Here is a 15305-nt window from a genome sequence, read left to right as displayed (position 1 = left end):
GATATAGTCCTCATTCTGCTATCTGGAACATCGAAAACCATTCTAATAGTAGGTAATTTAGCAATTACGCACGTCAAACCTACAGTATCAAGGCAGTCTCAATATCATGAAAAACATAGTGGTCCTCATTTCAGGTAACGGCAGTAACCTGCAAGCTATCTTGGAAGCTTGCGAAGACAACATGCCAAATGCACAAGTCGCAGCCGTATTCTCCAACAAAGCTGACGCTTATGGTTTAGAACGTGCAAAGCAGTTTGATGTGAACGACCATTTTGTCGATCCAAAAGCATTTGATTCACGCGAAGACTTTGATGCTGAACTGATGCAGCAAATCGATGAGTACCAACCAGACGTCATTGTGCTCGCAGGCTACATGCGTATTTTGAGCAGCGCGTTTGTTTCCCACTATCTGGGCAAGATGATCAACATCCACCCTTCTCTTCTGCCAAAGTACCCGGGGTTACACACCCACCAGCGCGCGATTGATGCAGGCGACAAAGAACACGGCACCAGTGTTCACTTTGTGACAGAAGAATTAGACGGCGGACCTGTGGTATTGCAAGCAAAAGTGCCAGTATTTGAAGACGACGATGCCGATATTCTAGCCGCTCGCGTTCAAACTCAAGAGCACAAGATCTACCCAATGGTGACTAAGTGGTTAGTAGAAGAGCGCTTAACCATGAAAGATGGCAAAGCATTTCTTGATGGTTTTGAGCTTGGTGAACACGGCTACGCTGACGAGTAATTCTGAATACCAAATTCCAAACGCAAAAAGGCAGCCATCAGGCTGCCTTTTGTTATTTTAAATCTTATAAGCTTGGCTCAATGAAGCCGTTGTCAAACTAGAAACCAAAACTAACAACCTAAAAAGTCCCTGACACCACCTTAGCAATACAACACTCGGATAGTAGATTCTGAATCTGACTCGTTCCTCGTCGTTCAGAATGACGCTGCAGGCAAAGAAAAATCAATTTCACTTCAATTATTTACGTCATTCCAGCGAGCCTTAGCGAGACTAGGAATCTATTATCAATACGCTAGGAAGTAAAAATGCTCATCTGTACCCGCCTTCGGTTTAAGACGCATAAAAATAAAGCTCGCGATTAAGCGAGCTTTATCTAGATGTTCATTGTCAAAAACCATCACTCCAACGGTTCAGTCGGCGCTTGGTTACCTGGCTTCGGTGCAGCAAATGGAACATCTTCCAGAGCTTTGGCATTGTTCAATACCAATTCCCCAACGTGAAACAAACCGTACTCGCCCGGCTTCATGCGATGCCATGTTTCATTGCCAGTAAGCGGCTGAGTTGCAATCACAGAAACCACATCATTTGGTGTCGTCTCTTCTTGGAAGTTGATTTCTACATCTTCATCCAACAGAGCGGCCTTGCCAAATGGAGCTCGACGGGTAATCCAATACAAATGGTTGGTACAGTAAGTCATCACAAACTCACCGTCGCTGAGCAGCATATTGAACACGCCTTTCTCTTTTAGCTTGTCGCAACATTCAGCGACATAGATAAAGACCGCTTCCATATCCTGAGGAGGCTCAGGATACTTATCTTCCATCTGCTTTAATAGCCAGCAAAATGCCATTTCACTGTCAGTTTGCCCTACCGGACGGTGACGCCCTGTGTACAAATCTTGGTAATCGGTCAGCTGACCATTGTGTGCAAAAGTCCAGTAACGCCCCCAAAGCTCACGCGTAAACGGATGGGTGTTTTCCAGATTCACACCACCTCGGTTAGCTTGGCGAATATGACTCACTACTGCGCGACTTTTTATCGGGTAGTTTTGCACTAATTCAGCAATCTTTGAGTCACAACTTGGGTTTGGATCTTTGAAAGTGCGGAATCCCTTTCCTTCATAAAAAGTGATTCCCCAACCATCACGATGCGGACCAGTACGACCACCGCGCTGCATCAATCCAGTAAAACTGAAACAAATATCGGTTGGAACATTTGCGCTCATGCCGAGCAATTCACACATGGTTTAACGAACTCCTTACCTTAAAACACAACTAAGCCATCATTCAGCTTAGTTGTAAATCTTATTCCATCTCTTTTTCGATCAATTGAATAATGATGTGAATGATCTTGATGTGTACTTCTTGGATACGGTCTGCATAACCGAAATGCGGTACGCGGATCTCGATGTCTGCAAGACCGGCCATCTTACCGCCATCTTTACCCGTTAGCGCAATCGTCTTCATGCCTTTTGCTTGGGCTGCTTCAATCGCTTTTAAGATGTTACCTGAGTTACCAGAAGTCGATAGACCGAACAGAACATCACCTTTGCGACCCACTGCTTCTACGTAACGTGAGAAGACAAAGTCATAGCCAAAGTCGTTACTTACGCAAGAAAGGTGGCTTGGATCTGAAATAGCGATGCCAGCATAACCTGGACGGTTTTCACGATAGCGACCTGTTAGCTCTTCTGCAAAGTGCATTGAGTCACAGTGCGAACCACCGTTACCACACGACAGCACTTTACCGTCTTGCTTGAAAGAATCAGCAATCATTTTCGCTGCTGCTTCGATTTGCGCGATGTTGTGATCATCACTTAAAAACTTGTTCAGAACTTCAGCAGCTTCGTTTAATTCACTTCTAATCAGATCTTGGTACATAAGACGTTCTCTTTATTATTTCGGCCAAAACAGTGAGGTTGAGCCTCTCGCTTAGCAAATTGTGCTGATGAGGCAATTGCCTTGCACATTTCATTACTCTGAGTTTACCCACAAACGAGAATTAGTGTCGATAGCGAACCACAAGATTTGGATTCTTCACGGTAATAAACTTGCTAACTTGCTTATGAAATCATCACCCAACTCTCAACTTTAGAATTTTAACTCTACTTAGATCACTTTTTGCTCAATGTTGTGTTTTACATTTCTTTAATATTTTGATTACACTTATGAGAACTGGTTAGACCTCTTACCAAAATACAGACGTACAACATAATTAAAGTCTGAGAAGGAAAAAACATATGGACATCTTGCTCTCAATCGTAGCGATGACAGTTGTGTTAGGCATTACGCTTTACCACAGAATGTCACTCGTGAAATCCGTCAGCCTGCTAACAGCTGCCATGCTAGCACTGACTATCGCAGGCTCAGTTGGTTTTATTGGCTGGGTACTTTACGTTCTTGCCGTTGCAGTGTTCGCGGTTTCTAGCATTCGCCAATCCCTCATTAGCCGCAAAGCACTTACTCTGTTTAAGAAAGTCCTACCTGCTATGTCTCAAACCGAAAAAGAAGCATTAGACGCAGGTACAGTGTGGTGGGAAGCAGAACTATTTAAGGGCAAACCTGAATGGCAAAATCTTCATGCCATCAAAGCTCCTAAATTAAGTAAAGAAGAGCAAGACTTCTTAGACGGTCCTGTAAACGAAGTGTGCGCTATGGTTAGTGACTTTCAGGTAACACACGAACTTGCAGATTTACCACCAGAAGTGTGGCAATACCTTAAGGACAATAAGTTTTTCGCCATGATCATCAAGAAGAAATACGGCGGTCTTGAGTTCTCTGCATACGCTCAATCTTTGGTATTACAAAAACTAACCGGCGTTTCTGGCGTTTTGTCATCTACCGTTGGTGTTCCAAACTCGTTAGGTCCTGGTGAACTACTGCAACACTACGGCACTGAAGAGCAGAAAAACCACTACTTACCCCGTCTTGCTGAAGGTAAAGAAATCCCATGTTTCGCATTAACTAGCCCAGAAGCAGGTTCCGATGCAGGCTCAATCCCAGATTACGGCATTGTATGTAAAGGCGAATGGGAAGGCGAAGAAGTGCTTGGTATGCGCTTAACATGGAACAAGCGCTACATCACTCTTGCTCCTGTCGCAACGGTACTTGGTCTTGCTTTTAAACTGCGTGATCCTGATGGCTTGCTAGGCGACCAAAAAGAGTTGGGCATCACCTGTGCGCTTATTCCAACGGACCTAAAAGGCGTTGAGATCGGCAATCGTCACTTCCCGCTTAATGTACCATTCCAAAACGGTCCAACCCGCGGTAAAGACATTTTCGTTCCGATGGATTTCATTATTGGTGGCGAGAAAATGGCAGGTCAAGGCTGGCGTATGCTGGTTGAATGTCTGTCAGTTGGTCGAGGTATAACACTGCCTTCTAACTCAACAGGTGGCATCAAAACTGCCGCGATGGCGACAGGCGCTTACTCGCGTATTCGTCGTCAGTTCAAACAACCTATCGGTCATATGGAAGGCGTAGAAGAACCATTAGCACGCCTAGGTGGTAATGCTTACGTTATGGATGCGGCAAGCAACTTAACTGTAGCTGGTATTGACCTTGGTGAAAAACCTTCGGTTATCTCGGCTATCGTGAAATATCACTGTACTCACCGTGGGCAGCAAAGCATCATCGACGCGATGGACATCGTAGGTGGTAAAGGTATCTGTATGGGTCCTTCTAACTTCCTAGCGCGTGGTTACCAAGGTGCGCCAATCGCGGTAACGGTAGAAGGTGCAAACATTTTAACTCGTTCAATGATCATCTTTGGTCAAGGTGCGATTCGTTGTCACCCGTATGTTCTTGAAGAGATGAACGCGGCTTACTCTGACGCAGGCGATGCGGTTGAGAAATTCGATAAAGCGCTAGCGGGTCATGTCAGCTTCACCATGAGTAATCTCGTTCGCAGTATCTGGTTTGGTCTAAGTGATGGTCTGGGTTCCTCATCACCAACTAAAGATGCAACTAAGCGTTACTACCAGCAATTGAACCGTTACAGTGCAAACCTTGCTCTGCTATCGGATATCTCAATGGCGGTGCTAGGTGGCTCATTGAAACGTAAAGAGCGTCTGTCTGCACGTCTTGGCGACATTCTAAGTCAGCTGTACCTTGGCTCTGCAACCCTAAAACGCTTTGAGCAAGATGGTCGTCCGGTTGAAGACCTACCGCTAGTACACTGGGGCTTACAAGACAGCTTGAAGCAGACTGAAGCGGCGATTGATGAGTTCCTAGCGAACTTCCCTAATAAAGTGATCGGTCGCGCACTGCGTGTATTGATCATGCCATTTGGTCGTGTACGTAAAGCACCAAGTGATAAGCTAGACAGCAAAGTAGCTCGTATTCTACAAACGCCAAGTGCAACACGTTCACGCATTGGTCGTGGTCAGTACCTAGAACCAACTGAGCACAATGCAGCAGGTAAAATTGAGCTAGCACTGTCTGTGATTCTTCAAGCTGAGCCTGTGTTCGACAAGGTATGTAAAGCGCAAGGCAAACGCCGCCCATTCCTACGTTTGGATATGATCGCTCAAGAAGGTTTAGAGCAAGGTGTAATCACTCAAGAAGAAGCGGATCTGTTGAGAGAAGCAGAGCAGCATCGTCTAGACACCATCAACGTAGACGACTTTGAGCCAGAGCTATTAGCCGCAAAGCCGCTTTACCCTCAGATGGAGCACGTCGCTTAAGCAGGTAATCACTTAAACGAAAAATAGAAAAGCAAAACGGGAGCTAAGGCTCCCGTTTTTTATTGAATCTCTGCTTCGCACAACACGGCGCTCGCAAAGTCCTAGAACGCTGGTAGCAGATTCTTAGTCTCGTTGAAGCTCGCTAGAATGACGGTTTACTTTGAGTTATCAAGTGACTACACGCACAGTGTACCTAGATTTCCGTCATTCTGAACAGCGAGGGACGAACATGATTCAGAATCTACTTACCACGTGTTCCTTAGATAATGACGCCCCAAAGCCCTAGAGCGCTGATAGCAGATTCTTAGTCTCGCTGAAACTCGCGAGAATGACGGTTTACTTTGAGTTGCCAGGTTACTGCACGCACAGTGTTCCTAGGTTTTCGTCATTCTGAACAGTGAGGAACGAACGTGATTCAGAATCTACTTACCACGTGCTCCTTAGATGAGGACGCCCCAAAGCCCTAGAGCGCTGATAGCAGATTCTTAGTCTCGCTGGAGCTCGCTAGAATGACGGTTTACTTTGAGTTGTCAGGTTACTATACGCACAGTGTTCCTAGGTTTTCGTCATTCTGAACAGTGAGGAACGAACGTGATTCAGAATCTACTTTCCACGTGCTCCTTAGATGAGGACGCCCCAAAGCCCTAGAGCGCTGATAGCAGATTCTTGGTCTCGCTGAAGCTCGCGAGAATGACGGTTTACTTTGAGTTATCAAGTGACTGCACGCACAGTGTTTCTAGGTTTTCGTCATTCTGAACAATGAGGAACGAACGTGATTCAGAATCTACTTTCCACGTGCTCCTTAGATGAGGACGCCCCAAAGCCCTAGAGCGCTGATAGCGGATTCTTAGTCTCGCTGGAGCTCGCTAGAATGACGGTTTATTTTTAACTACACGCACAGCATGTCTAGATTTTCATCACCCTGAACAGTAAGGAACGAACGTGATTCAGAATCTACTTTCCACGTGTTCCTTAGATAATGACTCCCCAAAGCCCTAGAGTGCTGATAGCAGATTCTTAGTCTCGCTGAAGCTCGCTAGAATGACGCTTTACTTTGAGTGATCAAGTGACTGCACGCACAGTGTTCCTAGGTTTTCGTCATTCTGAACAGTGAGGAACGAACGTGATTCAGAATCTACTTTCCACGAGTTCCTTAGATAATGACTCCCCAAAGCCCTAGAGTGCTGATAGCAGATTCTTAGTCTCGCTGAAGCTCGCTAGAATGACGGTTTACTTTGAGTGATCAAGTGACTACACGCACAGTGTTCCTAGGTTTTCGTCATTCTGAACAGTGAGGAACGAACGTGATTCAGAATCTACTTTCCACGAGTTCCTTAGATAATGACTCCCCAAAGCCCTAGAGTGCTGATAGCAGATTCTTAGTCTCGCTGAAGCTCGCTAGAATGACGGTTTACTTTGAGTGATCAAGTGACTGCACGCACAGTGTTCCTAGATTTCCGTCATTCTGAACAGTGAGGGACGAACATGATTCAGAATCTACTTACCACGTGTTCCTTAGATCAGGACGCCCCAAAGTCCTAGAACGCTGATAGCAGATTCTTAGTCTCGCTGGAGCTCGCTAGAATGACGGTTTACTGCGAGTTATCAAGTGACTATACGCACAGTGTTCCTAGGTTTTCGTCATTCTGAACAGTAAGGAACGAACGTGATTCAGAATCTACTTTCCACGTGTTCCTTAGATAATGACGCCCCAAAGCCCTAGAACGCTGATAGCGGATTCTTGGTCTCGCTGAAGCTCGCTAGAATGACGGTTTACTTTGAGTTATCAAGTGACTACACGCACAGTGTTCCTAGATTTCCGTCATTCTGAACAGTGAGGAACGAACGTGATTCAGAATCTACTTACCAAGAGAGCCTAGCTAGACAGATAAAAGATCCGGTTTGGAAAAACATCCACCAAACACTCTGACTCCGTAATAGATGTAGGAAGCCCTAAAGTTCGACATGCCGTGTTCGAGACAAATTTGACGCAGAAGCCTATCCGCTTGCTCTCGACTGCTTTGCGGCAATACTTCCTCCCTCATGAGCTGGTACAAAGCGTCATGCACCAAAGACGCCTTGAGGATGTTTTGAGTATCAATCGCTGGGCCACTCGCTCCATCCCATGAGTAACCTTTCTTAATCGTCAGCACCCCTTGCTCGGATAGGCTGAGAAACGGGCTGTCAAAAGGCTGCGCGAGGGCGATACCGGTTTCAATCTGTTCTTCGGAATGAAGGTTATATTTGTACGTCCGACGTTTTTTGTACTTCATAAACACCTCCTAGTCACCAAGCGGCTTGTAAGACACTATACCTAGAGCTTGTCTGCGAGTTTCTTGAGGTAGTTTTTTGCCAACTCATTGTTGTCGCGACTCAGCCATTTTATACAGTCAAACAGCTCCCAAATCAGACCTTGGTCTCCACTTGTATAAACGGGAAAATCTTCGTGCTTTGGGGCTGGCTCATCGGTTACTAACTCATCGATGATATCAGCTTTATCGAATAGAACTTTGAAGGGTCTTGAAAGTTGGAAAGGTTCATTAAGATCCAAGCAATGAATCTCTGCACTGGTCAGATCGTTAAAGATGTACTTTTTAAAGCAAGCATTCTCATTGTGATCGCCTTCAAGACGATAGAAGATCTCTTTGCCTTCCTCAAACAGAGCAAAGCAAGGTGTGACATTTTTATGGAAGTTATTTTTGGTAAACACGATAACATCCGCATCCGATACACGATCCCCTTTTCCTGAAGACAATGAGCCAAGCAATACTGCGGCTACCACCTCTTCTTCGTGCACAAAAGCGTTGCATGCAGATTCCACTAGCGCTCTTTGCAAAGGTAAATGATCTAGATTTAATAATTTGATTGTCACAAATAAAGTCCTCAATTTAAACGCAGCACACAATGTAAATATCAGTTTTTAAACCAAAGTACACCCAAGTGACTTCAAGATACAGGATTCAGAGCGTTGTCATTGACTCGAGAGTAAGGAAAATAACGCAGTATAATAGCCAGCTCTTTCCAAGTTGTTTGGTGCAGCCATTGGTTTAATAAAAAAGCGAGTTCATGACACACTCTCAAAGGGCACTCTTTACAAATAGTAAGGACCTTGGCTTGTATACTTTGTTGCCGATTCTTGATTTAGAATCAAGATCTTTAAATCGCCGCAGCGTCTACACATCAACTCATTCTCGCTGAACCGAGTATCTGAGGTTACTTGGGTATAAAACTCTAGTAAGACGATTTAACAAAAACGGAGCCAATCGGCTCCGTTCTATAATCTCATTTCTTTGCCCTACTTCTTAGGGACTTCCAACTGCATCTCTGGCATAGCTTGACGTTTAGCTTTTACCTTGCTCCATATGATCCAGAATAGCACCACTAGAATCAGTGCGATGACGTTTCCGATACCTATGATGATCATGCTGCGCTTACGTTCCGCTTCGCGCTCAGCAATGATGCGTTTTTCCATTTCAATACGACGCTGCTCAGCGAGTTCCGCCTCTTTCGCAACACGAGCCGCTTCAAGATCCACCTCTTCAACAACACTAAATGACTGTTCTTTGATTGGGAAGACTAATGAACGCTTAGTCGCTAAGTCAGTTGCAAACACCTCACCGTGCCATGAGTATTTACCTAGCTCTGGATCGTTGTCCATTTTGAGCGTGGTTTTCGTGCCATCAGCCGACACTTGACCTTGGCTATAACTGATAAAACCATCGGGCGCTTCCTGCTCAATGTTCACCGCAATAGAGCCCGGAGTGATCATGCCTTGTTCACCACTGACCACCAGCTGATGCGGTTGGTCTGCATGACGTGATTGAATAAAGGTGCGCGTAATTGGCGATGGATAGACCAGCACGATTTGTTCTTGCGCTCTCAGGAAAACCCCGTTACCTGATGTAATGCGTGCGCGGTACTTACCCGGCTCAACATCAATTGGTAGCTGAACCGTAAATACACCATCACCTGCTTTTTCATCCAAACCACGACCATCATCGGCAAACTCACCGATCACCATAGGTACTGGTCGCGCTTCTTTGATCAGTTCGTCTTCATTCTCAACAAATTTGGTGAAGGTGACGCGCAGATTGACGCGGTCTAAAAAATCTCTCAATACCAACGGTTGATCGTCTGAGGTTAAACGCGCGGTGAACTTAAGCGCCTCACTGTGGTAAAGGCGATTAGGGAACACATCGGTACTCAGCTTGAGATGTGAAATCAGACGGATGTTGTTTTTAGGAGTGACCTTACCCACAGCCTGCCAAGGACCTGGCATTGGGTTATCAATCGATATGATGTCCAGAGAAGGCTCTTGGTACCAACGCACATTGTCGTAGGTACCCCATGCATAATATTTTTTGCCATCAGGACGGACAAGAACAACGGGCTGAGAGCTCTGTTCGCGATAAACCAGAAAGGTAATTTGTTCGATGGTTGGGTCGACACGAAATCGGTTATCTAACAAAGACATGGCGGACTCGCTCGCAGAAAACGCGAAACAACTCCAGAACGCTAAAATAGCGACTGACAAAGCCCTCAACATAGTCTCTCCTATTACTGCCAAATACTGTCGTTCACCAGTTCCAATCTTTTCTGGTGTGCTTCTACTTCATCGGCAGTTGCACGCAAAACCTTTAGCGCTTTTCTTCCTTCAACACGACGAATACCTTCTGCACCGCCGTCACTCTTGTTAGCGTTGAATTCTAGGCTTGTTTGTCCACCAGTCATCAGTAGGTAAACGTCAGCTAGAATCTCCGCATCGAGCAATGCCCCGTGGAGCGTACGGTGTGAGTTATCAATGCCGTAACGTTCACACAAAACGTCGAGGTTGTTTCGTTTGCCTGGGAAGATTTTCTTCGCCATGGCAAGGGTATCAGTCACCTTACAGAAGTCATCCGTTTTACCGATCGTCGGATCGAGCATTTCAAACTCGTAATCCATAAAGCCGGTATCGAAGGGCGCGTTGTGGGCAACCAACTCGGCACCTTTGATGAAACCTAAAAACTCTTGGTGGACATTTGCATAGTCCGGCTTGTCGACAAGAAACTCATCGGTGATACCGTGTACTTCAATTGCATCTGGCTGAATGTCACGGTCCGGTTTTAGGTAAACGTGGAAGTGACGACCAGTTAGCTTACGGTTGATGATTTCCACGGCACCGATCTCGATAATGCGGTGCCCCATGTAGTGCGGGCCGCCTTCGAGGTTCATACCCGTGGTTTCGGTATCGAGTACGACAATACGATTATGTTCAGAATTGCTGCTGGTATTCATAAGGTTATGTGTGTCAGACTATGCTTTATTAAATGTTTCGGCTAATAGTACCAAAAATATGACCAAACACGTTGAGATTTTCACTGATGGATCTTGTTTAGGCAATCCTGGTCCAGGTGGTTACGGCATTGTTCTGCGTTACAAGCAAACAGAAAAGACGCTAGCAAAAGGCTACACATTGACGACCAACAACCGTATGGAAATGTTGGCAGCAGTAGTGGCACTTCAAACGTTAAAAGAGCCATGCCAAGTAACGTTAACAACGGATAGCCAGTACGTGCGCCAAGGCATTACGCAATGGATACACAACTGGAAAAAACGTGGCTGGAAGACCGCAGATAAAAAGCCGGTAAAGAACGCCGATCTATGGCAAGCACTCGATAAAGAAACCTCTCGCCACCAAGTAGATTGGCACTGGGTGAAAGGTCATGCGGGTCATCGTGAAAACGAAATCTGTGATGAGCTAGCACGCGCAGCCGCAGAAAACCCAACCGAAGAAGATACAGGGTACCAAGCGTCTTAGTTTTTACCGCTTGAGACCTTTTTCACTGCACTGCCCTCTCTGTTCATCACGCCCAATGGTGTTAACTTTCTCTTCAAGCGCCAATGCGGCTTGATCGGTTTGAGAGGGTACGTTCGTTTACGAGCAACGATATAGTACAAACTTCCTGCCGGTGATGCCCAATCGCCTAAGCTATTTTCTAGCCACGTCCACATAGTTTTGTAACGCGTCATAGGAAACAGCGCGTAACGGTCACAATGAATCACTTGATAGTTCAATACACCTAACCAGTCTTTGATACGGTTGGCGGTGAACATACGTCCGCTCCATGGTAAGTTGTTTCTGCGCCAAGGCAGCAAACTTGCTACACCAGTGAGACTGATCGGATTAAACCCCGTAATAATAAGATAACCATCATCCATCATGACGCGGTCAACCTCACGTAGCAATCGATGGGGATCACTTGCATAGTCAAGCTGATGAGCCAGCACAACAACATCAAAGCTTTTCTCTAAAAAGGGTAATTCGTAACCATCTGCGATGACATTATGCAACGGGTTCTGGATATCTACGTTGACTTGGTGTTGAATGTTACAACTACAGCTGGTTAGCTCACAGCTCAAGCCACCCAATTTCAACATGTGGTAACCGAACAGCTTCGGACACCACTCATCAAGGCGGGTTTGGATTGACTCAAGTACCCATGGACCATTGTTCATTTCAGACCAAGTCGATGGGTGCTGTAAAGTTTTGTTGCTGAGTGCTGGTTTCATTAACCACCTGACTATTAAAAGGGTGACGGAGAACGAATCGTGTTAGAGATCAAAAGCATACCCGCATTTAATGATAATTACATCTGGCTGATACAAAATAGCGACAAGCGTTGTGCGGTGGTCGATCCGGGCGATGCTAAGCCAGTGTTAGAATATTTGCAGGCTAACGAGTTAACTTTAGAAGCGATCTTAATTACGCACCACCACAACGATCACATTGGTGGCGTTCCAGATTTAGTTCATGCTTTTCCACATGTTTCTGTGGTAGGCCCAAAAGCGGAGCCTATTCCAACTTTAACCAATGCGATGGAAGAAGGCGACAAACTAGAGTTGTTTGGCGAAATCTTTATGGTACTTGGCTTACCAGGTCACACTCTGGGTCACATTGGCTATGTCGGCGACGGTAAGCTTTTCTGCGGCGATGTGTTGTTCTCAGCTGGTTGCGGTCGCATTTTTGAAGGCACACCAGAGCAGATGTTCGAATCCCTAAGTAAGCTTTCCAAGCTTCCTGAAGAAACCGAGGTATTCTCCGCTCATGAATACACCGCAAGTAACGTAGCATTTGCCCTTGCCGTTGAGCCGGATAATGAACACTTGCGCCAGTACCGCGACGACGTAAATCGCCTACGTGGGCTGAACATTCCAACTCTCCCGACAACGCTGCGTAAAGAGAAACTCATTAACCCATTCCTTCGTGCGACCAACGCGGAAGTTATTCAATCCGTCGCAAACCGTATTGAAAATAGCGATCCATGCTCGGTTTTTACAGCTCTACGTGAGTGGAAGAACGAATTTTAACCAATTTCTGCTTGTAAACTTGCTCGACGCAAGTATTATCGTGAGCTGATTTTCATAGAAGCGCCTCTGGCGCTTCTATTGCGTTTAGGGGCTGATATAAAGCAGTTTGTATTTCACCCAAACGCATACAGTAGCGGCTATGTGCCCTACTTTTAGTTAGTGTTACAAGATGTCTATTATCTTGCGACTGCCACGCACCTTAGCTGCGCGACAGGCAGGAGAAGATAAACAGGCCCTAAATAGGCTGAATCCATGCGTTTAAAGTACAGTTGGGCGTTGGCGTTATTACTTTCTGGCTGTCAATTGACTCAGTCAGATTCAACAAACACTCCAGCACCAGAAACCAATAAGTCCGAGCAAGCAGTAAAACAAGATGCGGCTCAAACGGACTCCGAGAAAAAGCAATCAATAGCAAAGAAATCTGCTAAAGAGACCCCAAAAGCCCTTTCTCCTCAGGAACAAAAAGATGTATGGCGACGTATCGGCATGCAACTTGAGATGGACATCCCAGACAACAAGAAAATTGCTTACTACCGCACATGGTATTTGAAGCACCCTAGCCACCTGCGCACCGTTTCAGAACGTGCACAGCCGTTTTTGTACATGATTACAAAACGCATCGAAGAACGTGGACTGCCAATGGAGTTGGCGCTTCTGCCTGTGGTAGAGAGCTCGTTTGATGCGTTTGCATACTCGCACGGCAGCGCAGCAGGGCTTTGGCAGTTCGTGCCTGGTACGGGCAAAATGATGGGACTAGAGCAAAACTACTGGTACGACGGTCGTCGCGACGTGTACGCGTCAACTAATGCTGCACTCGATTACCTAGAGCAACAAAGCAAGCGCTTTGATGGTAACTGGGATCATGCTATCGCGGCGTACAACAGTGGTGGTGGTCGTGTATCAAGTGCCATTCGTAAGAACAAAAAGCTTGGTAAGCCAACAGACTTCTTCTCTTTGGATCTTCCAAAGGAGACAAGCAGTTACGTTCCTAAGCTCCTTGCTCTTGCCGACATCGTCGCTAACCAAGATAAGTACGGTATCGAGATCCCACCGATCCCAAACAAACCAGTACTGACACTTGTTGATCCGAAAGAGCAACTCGATCTTGCGATTGCTGCTGATTACGCAGGCATTGGCGTAAAAGAGCTACAAGGTTACAACCCTGCTTACAACCAATGGTCTACCGCCCCAGAAGGACCACATCAACTTCTTATTCCTATTGAGAAAAAGGATCAGTTCCTTGCCCAAGTGAAAAAGAACCGTGGTAAAGGAGTTAAAGTAGCACGCTACAAAGTGAAGTCTGGTGACTCACTCAGCGTGCTCGCTCAAAAGTACGGCACGACAACGAAAGTTATCCAACGTGCTAATGGTTTATCAAACAACAATATCCGCGTTGGTCAGTACCTGATGATCCCAACGTCAACAAAAGACGATTCTAAGTACGCTTTAAGTGCTGAAAATCGCCTCAACAAAATGCAATCTCAAGCTCGTGGTCAATACAAATTGACGCACACCGTCCAATCTGGCGAGAGCTTGTGGTCTATCGCGCGTGAGAACAAGGTCTCTCATAAATCCCTAGCGAAATGGAACGGTATGGGACCAAAAGACACACTGCGCGTCGGTCAAAAACTGGTGATTTGGAAGAACTCAGACAAAGGTGCGGTAATTCGCACTGTGTTCTACAACGTACGCTCAGGCGACACCATCAGTGGTATTGCAAGCAAGTTTAAGGTGAAGAGTAACGACATCGTGAAATGGAATTCTCTTCAAAAGCAGAAGTACCTGAAACCAGGTCAGAAGCTTAAGTTGTATGTTGACGTAACTAAGGTAAGTGTATGAACCCATCGAGTAACCCGCTTGTAATGTTGTTGGATATTTTCCGATCTCCAACATCGTGCTTCTTGGCGCTGTATCAGCGTGGAGGCTGGGGGTGGCAACCGTTCATCTTCTTGATGATCAGCCCATTCCTGTTTTGGGGTGCCTATTTCTCGAATGTGGATTTCACTTGGTTGAGTGAACAATTAACCGCTCAGTTCCAACAGATCGATCCTAAACAGATTGAACTGTTGGAGCCGAACACGCTGATGGCAAGTGCCATTATCAATGACGTGTTTAACCGTTTTGCAACGCTACTTCTACTGTCGCTTTGGTTCCTTCTAGCGACAAAAGCGAGCAAACAACAATACGGTTACTGGAAATGGTTTGCCGCTTCAAGCGCAATTCTATTCCCTGCTGTACTGGGTGACATCGCCAGCTACGCGAGCCTACTTTTGAAACACGGTGAAGTGATGACTTACGCTGCAGACCTAAACAGTCTTAACGGCCTGTTGAAACTGCCATTAACCAACGAATGGTCACATTTTGCAAGCTCACTACCGCTATTGCTGCCTTGGTACATTGTATTAGGTTATGGCGTGGTTCTAACTTGGACTGAGTTTGAACGCGGACAGGCTCTTGTGATTTCGAGCCTGCCTTGGATTGCATTCTACGTGATTTGGGCACTGTACATCGTTATTACTTAAGTCC

13 protein-coding genes are annotated in these 15305 nt (G+C 45.9%); 6 read left to right on the top strand and 7 right to left on the bottom strand.

The window, feature by feature from the left end; genetic code table 11:
• Positions 1 to 106: 106 nt before the first annotated feature.
• Positions 107 to 745 (top strand): phosphoribosylglycinamide formyltransferase, encoded by a 639-nt coding sequence (purN, locus tag ABMY42_RS06665; RefSeq protein ID WP_009698624.1) that lies wholly within the window; start codon positions 107 to 109, stop codon positions 743 to 745.
• A gap of 397 nt (positions 746 to 1142) precedes the next feature.
• Here the strand turns inward: purN and ABMY42_RS06660 are convergent, their stop codons facing one another.
• Both ABMY42_RS06660 and lpcA read right to left on the bottom strand, forming a co-directional pair.
• A complete protein-coding gene (locus ABMY42_RS06660; RefSeq protein WP_005445320.1) occupies positions 1143 to 1988 on the bottom strand; it encodes a class II glutamine amidotransferase in 846 nt (281 codons plus the stop codon).
• A 61-nt stretch (positions 1989 to 2049) separates the two neighbouring features.
• Positions 2050 to 2625 (bottom strand): D-sedoheptulose 7-phosphate isomerase, encoded by a 576-nt coding sequence (lpcA, locus tag ABMY42_RS06655; RefSeq protein WP_005436835.1) that lies wholly within the window; start codon positions 2623 to 2625, stop codon positions 2050 to 2052.
• Between the two features lie 359 nt (positions 2626 to 2984).
• On the opposite strand from lpcA, the gene fadE reads away from it, so the two are divergent.
• Positions 2985 to 5429 carry an acyl-CoA dehydrogenase FadE gene (fadE, locus tag ABMY42_RS06650; RefSeq protein ID WP_050907415.1) on the top strand — a complete coding sequence of 815 codons (2445 nt, stop codon included), beginning with the start codon at positions 2985 to 2987 and terminating at the stop codon, positions 5427 to 5429.
• Positions 5430 to 7309: 1880 nt separating this feature from the next.
• On the opposite strand, the gene ABMY42_RS06645 is transcribed toward fadE, so the two are convergent.
• The 4 genes from ABMY42_RS06645 to dnaQ form a co-directional block, all read right to left on the bottom strand.
• Positions 7310 to 7702, bottom strand: coding sequence for a DUF1353 domain-containing protein (locus ABMY42_RS06645; protein ID WP_017189238.1), 393 nt, complete (start codon positions 7700 to 7702; stop codon positions 7310 to 7312).
• 41 nt (positions 7703 to 7743) lie between these two features.
• On the bottom strand, positions 7744 to 8250 hold the full coding sequence (locus tag ABMY42_RS06640) for a nucleotidyltransferase domain-containing protein (RefSeq protein WP_005446134.1): 507 nt from the start codon (positions 8248 to 8250) through the stop codon (positions 7744 to 7746).
• Positions 8251 to 8724: 474 nt separating this feature from the next.
• Positions 8725 to 9975: a TIGR03503 family protein gene (locus ABMY42_RS06635; RefSeq protein ID WP_009698629.1), complete on the bottom strand. Its 1251-nt coding sequence runs from the start codon at positions 9973 to 9975 to the stop codon at positions 8725 to 8727.
• A gap of 11 nt (positions 9976 to 9986) precedes the next feature.
• Positions 9987 to 10706, bottom strand: coding sequence for a DNA polymerase III subunit epsilon (gene dnaQ, locus ABMY42_RS06630; RefSeq protein WP_349266148.1), 720 nt, complete (start codon positions 10704 to 10706; stop codon positions 9987 to 9989).
• 58 nt (positions 10707 to 10764) lie between these two features.
• On the opposite strand from dnaQ, the gene rnhA reads away from it, so the two are divergent.
• Positions 10765 to 11229, top strand: a complete 465-nt coding sequence (gene rnhA / locus ABMY42_RS06625; RefSeq protein ID WP_050933738.1) for a ribonuclease HI — start codon at positions 10765 to 10767, stop codon at positions 11227 to 11229.
• Here the strand turns inward: rnhA and ABMY42_RS06620 are convergent.
• Positions 11226 to 11981, bottom strand: coding sequence for a class I SAM-dependent methyltransferase (locus ABMY42_RS06620; RefSeq protein ID WP_005446141.1), 756 nt, complete (start codon positions 11979 to 11981; stop codon positions 11226 to 11228). The two genes, rnhA and ABMY42_RS06620, sit on opposite strands and share 4 nt — an antisense overlap.
• 39 nt (positions 11982 to 12020) lie before the next feature.
• On the opposite strand from ABMY42_RS06620, the gene gloB reads away from it, so the two are divergent.
• The 3 genes from gloB (at position 12021) to ABMY42_RS06605 (ending at position 15301) form a co-directional block, all read left to right on the top strand.
• Positions 12021 to 12779, top strand: coding sequence for a hydroxyacylglutathione hydrolase (gloB, locus tag ABMY42_RS06615; RefSeq protein ID WP_009703865.1), 759 nt, complete (start codon positions 12021 to 12023; stop codon positions 12777 to 12779).
• Positions 12780 to 13031: 252 nt separating this feature from the next.
• On the top strand, positions 13032 to 14618 hold the full coding sequence (locus ABMY42_RS06610; protein WP_005446145.1) for a LysM peptidoglycan-binding domain-containing protein: 1587 nt from the start codon (positions 13032 to 13034) through the stop codon (positions 14616 to 14618).
• Positions 14615 to 15301, top strand: a complete 687-nt coding sequence (locus ABMY42_RS06605; RefSeq protein WP_005446147.1) for a YIP1 family protein — start codon at positions 14615 to 14617, stop codon at positions 15299 to 15301. The genes ABMY42_RS06610 and ABMY42_RS06605 overlap by 4 nt, the downstream gene beginning before the upstream one ends.
• The last annotated feature ends 4 nt before the right edge of the window (positions 15302 to 15305 follow it).

Origin of the sequence: Vibrio sp. SSH13-20 (assembly GCF_040104475.1) — a bacterium.
GTDB lineage: Bacteria > Pseudomonadota > Gammaproteobacteria > Enterobacterales > Vibrionaceae > Vibrio > Vibrio harveyi.
The sequence above is the reverse complement of the archived record's forward strand: the minus strand, read 5'-3'. Positions and strand labels throughout refer to the sequence as shown.